Raw genomic sequence first — 2,816 nt, forward strand, 5'->3', positions numbered from 1 at the left:
ACGATATCGGCAACAAACGAGGACACGACCCGGCCAAACGCGGCACCAATAATGATACCTACCGCCATATCCACCACATTGCCACGCAGCGCAAACTTTTTAAATTCCTGCAATACAGACATCCCAATTCCTCCCACGGTTAAGCGATTGACACCAATAAGGGTAGTCGATGTTTCGGCGGAGTAGAAACGAAAAAAGGCAAGCCGGTGAGGGCTTGCCTTTTAAAAGGTTTTCGCGGCGATTTAGATCGCTACGATGTTTTCTGCCTGTGGGCCTTTAGGACCCTGAGTTACAGAAAACTCAACGCGTTGGCCTTCAGTCAGCGTCTTGAAGCCAGTGCTGGCGATTGCGCTAAAATGAGCAAATACGTCAGCGCCGTTTTCGCGCTCGATGAAACCGAAACCTTTAGCTTCGTTGAACCATTTTACTGAACCAGTAATTGTATTAGACATAATGATAAATCCTGTGTAGTTGTTAAGCCCTGTTAAAGGCGGTCATGCGGGGAAAAAATAACTGAAACTTAAAACTACAGGACGATGTGATTACGAATAATATGCAACGAAGTGGAGTATCTAAATAAATATTTTTCTTACCGACAGCCGGGAGTGTACGCTTAATCGGCCCGATGTCAATCAATCATTTAAAGACTGACAGATATCAGCCTGCCAGGCCGGTGATCAATAACGCCACACCCGACAGATAAAGCACCATAATAGTGAAGCTTTCCAACCCGATACCGCCTATCCCCTGCCGCTCACGGCGCAGAAGTCCCATCATGAGGCTGCCCGACATCAGCAGGGTCAGCGCCACCCAAAATTTCGCCTGATCGCTGAAGGCATGGTAAATCGAGCCGTCCCGATAGGCAATATCCGAGGCGGCAGTAAACAAGGTATCAAAGGCATTGCCGCCGATAATACCGCCAACGGCTAGTGTTAAAGCACCGCGGCGCACCGCAGCAATAGAGGTCACCAGTTCCGGAATCGAGGTGCTGATGGCAGTCAGCAATATCCCGACCATGGTGTTGGTCAACTGAGTCTCCTGCACCAGTACGGTTGCTGAAGGCTCCAGAACCCATCCGGCAGCGCCCAATACCAACATCAATACCAGAAACTCGCCCCACAAGCCGCCAAGGTTGGCTTTGACGTTACTTTCATCGGGTTCATCGGCGCGGGTCTCCCGGGTTGTCACCGGGTTCCACATTGGCACCGTCCGGGCCTGGTGAACCAAGCGTATACCGTACCCGTAGAAAACTAGTAGTAACGGCGTAACGGGATGAATGCCCCAAAAGGTTAGATCGGGTAAAAACGGGGCGAGCAGGATTATCGAAAGCAGAGAGATCAGCAGTGCATTCTGCATCATATTCGGCGCCGAGGCTGCAGCATGCTCAAGGTTGGCCTTGCGGTAACTCATATCAGCCACCGCCAGAAAAAAGGTTTGTACGGCAATACCGCCTAAGGCATTACTTACGGCTAGTTCGGCATTACCATTCCAGGCTGCGGTCACCGATAATACCGACCCGCCCAGCGAGGTTGCCGCACCTAACAGAACGGCGCCCGCTGCGGCCTCGCCGATACCGGTTCGATCGGCCAGTTGGTCGACGGCGCGGGTAATGCGGAAACCAGCGACGGCAATAGTAAAGGCACTCGCGATAAAAATGGCGACAGCCTGCCAGAGGGTCCAGTTTTCAGGGTTAAGTAACGACAATCTACGTCTCCCTGCCCCATCAATTCGAGTTTAAAAGTCACGAAAAAATTAAGGATAGTACAGCGGCTGAAAATTCTCCTGGTTTGCCATTTACGCCTATTATAAATAGTATGAGTAGATAAATGTGTATGACTATCTGCACCTTAACGCCCCAAAACGGAGAGGAATTAGCATGACTGATCAACCATTTCTGACCGACATCAAGACCATTCGCGAACGTGCCCGTAAACACATCGATCAAGGTGCTGTAACCGAAGGCTATTCCGCCAATCGTGAGAATGTTATTCAAATTCTGAACGAAGCGCTGGCGACTGAAATCGTCTGTACCCTGCGTTACAAGAGCCATTATTTCCGGGCTGACGGAATTCATGCAGAAGTAGCCGCTGAAGAGTTTCTTGAGCATGCCGAGGAAGAACAGGAGCATGCCGATCGAATTGCTGAGCGCATCGTGCAGCTTGGCGGGAAACCTAATTTCTCTCCCGAAGGCCTGTCCAGCCGCGCCCACGCCGAATTTATTGAAGGCGATAGCCTGCGCGAGATGATCGAAGAAGATCTTATCGCCGAGCGCATCGCTATCGATACCTACCGCGAAATTGTGCGCTACCTGGGTGATCAGGATCCGACCTCACGCCGTATTATGGAAGACATTCTGGCGCAGGAAGAAGAACACGCCGATGATATGGCAGGCCTTCTGGCAGGACTACCAGGGAACTAACTTTGCTAAAAGACTATCAGCACGTACGCCAACAAACCCTGGCACTGACCAACTGGCTCAGTGCCGAAGACATGATTCTGCAGTCGATGCCGGATGCCAGCCCCACTAAGTGGCATCTGGGCCATACCACCTGGTTCTTTGAAACCTTTCTGCTGCAGCCGCATCTGCCCGGTTACCAGGTGTTTCATCCATCTTATACGTATTTATTCAATTCCTATTACGATACTGTCGGTGACCGGCATCCGCGCCCGGCTCGCGGTCTGCTGTCGCGCCCGCCGTTGAGTGAAGTGCTGGCCTACCGGGACTATGTCGACTCGGCCATGGCAAAGCTATTTGCCAAGGTCGGCGGCGATCTTAGTGAAGCCGTTACTATCGGGCTGCATCATGAGATGCAGCA

Annotated in this window: 5 protein-coding genes; 2 read left to right on the forward strand and 3 right to left on the reverse strand. The window is 51.6% G+C overall.

Translation table 11 applies throughout. The annotated features are described in order from the left end of the window. The 3 genes from R3196_RS10875 to R3196_RS10885 all read right to left on the reverse strand — a co-directional run. A partial coding sequence (locus tag R3196_RS10875; protein ID WP_318936790.1) for an MscL family protein occupies window positions 1–122 on the reverse strand: 122 nt, incomplete at its 3' end. Window positions 123–242: 120 nt separating this feature from the next. Beyond that, on the reverse strand, window positions 243–452 hold the full coding sequence (locus tag R3196_RS10880) for a cold-shock protein (protein WP_318936786.1): 210 nt from the start codon (window positions 450–452) through the stop codon (window positions 243–245). Between the two features lie 205 nt (window positions 453–657). Further along, complete coding sequence (locus R3196_RS10885) at window positions 658–1,704, reverse strand: sodium:calcium antiporter (protein WP_318936787.1); 1,047 nt, start codon at window positions 1,702–1,704, stop codon at window positions 658–660. Window positions 1,705–1,876: 172 nt separating this feature from the next. Between R3196_RS10885 and R3196_RS10890 the strand changes: the two genes are divergently transcribed. Together R3196_RS10890 and R3196_RS10895 are read left to right on the forward strand one after the other, a co-directional pair. Continuing rightward, window positions 1,877–2,419, forward strand: coding sequence for a ferritin-like domain-containing protein (locus R3196_RS10890; protein ID WP_318936788.1), 543 nt, complete (start codon window positions 1,877–1,879; stop codon window positions 2,417–2,419). A gap of 2 nt (window positions 2,420–2,421) precedes the next feature. Further along, on the forward strand, window positions 2,422–2,816 hold a 395-nt coding region (locus R3196_RS10895), incomplete at its 3' end, for a DinB family protein (protein WP_318936789.1).

The sequence above is a fragment of the Pseudidiomarina sp. genome, from assembly GCF_033722695.1.
Lineage (GTDB): Bacteria > Pseudomonadota > Gammaproteobacteria > Enterobacterales > Alteromonadaceae > Pseudidiomarina.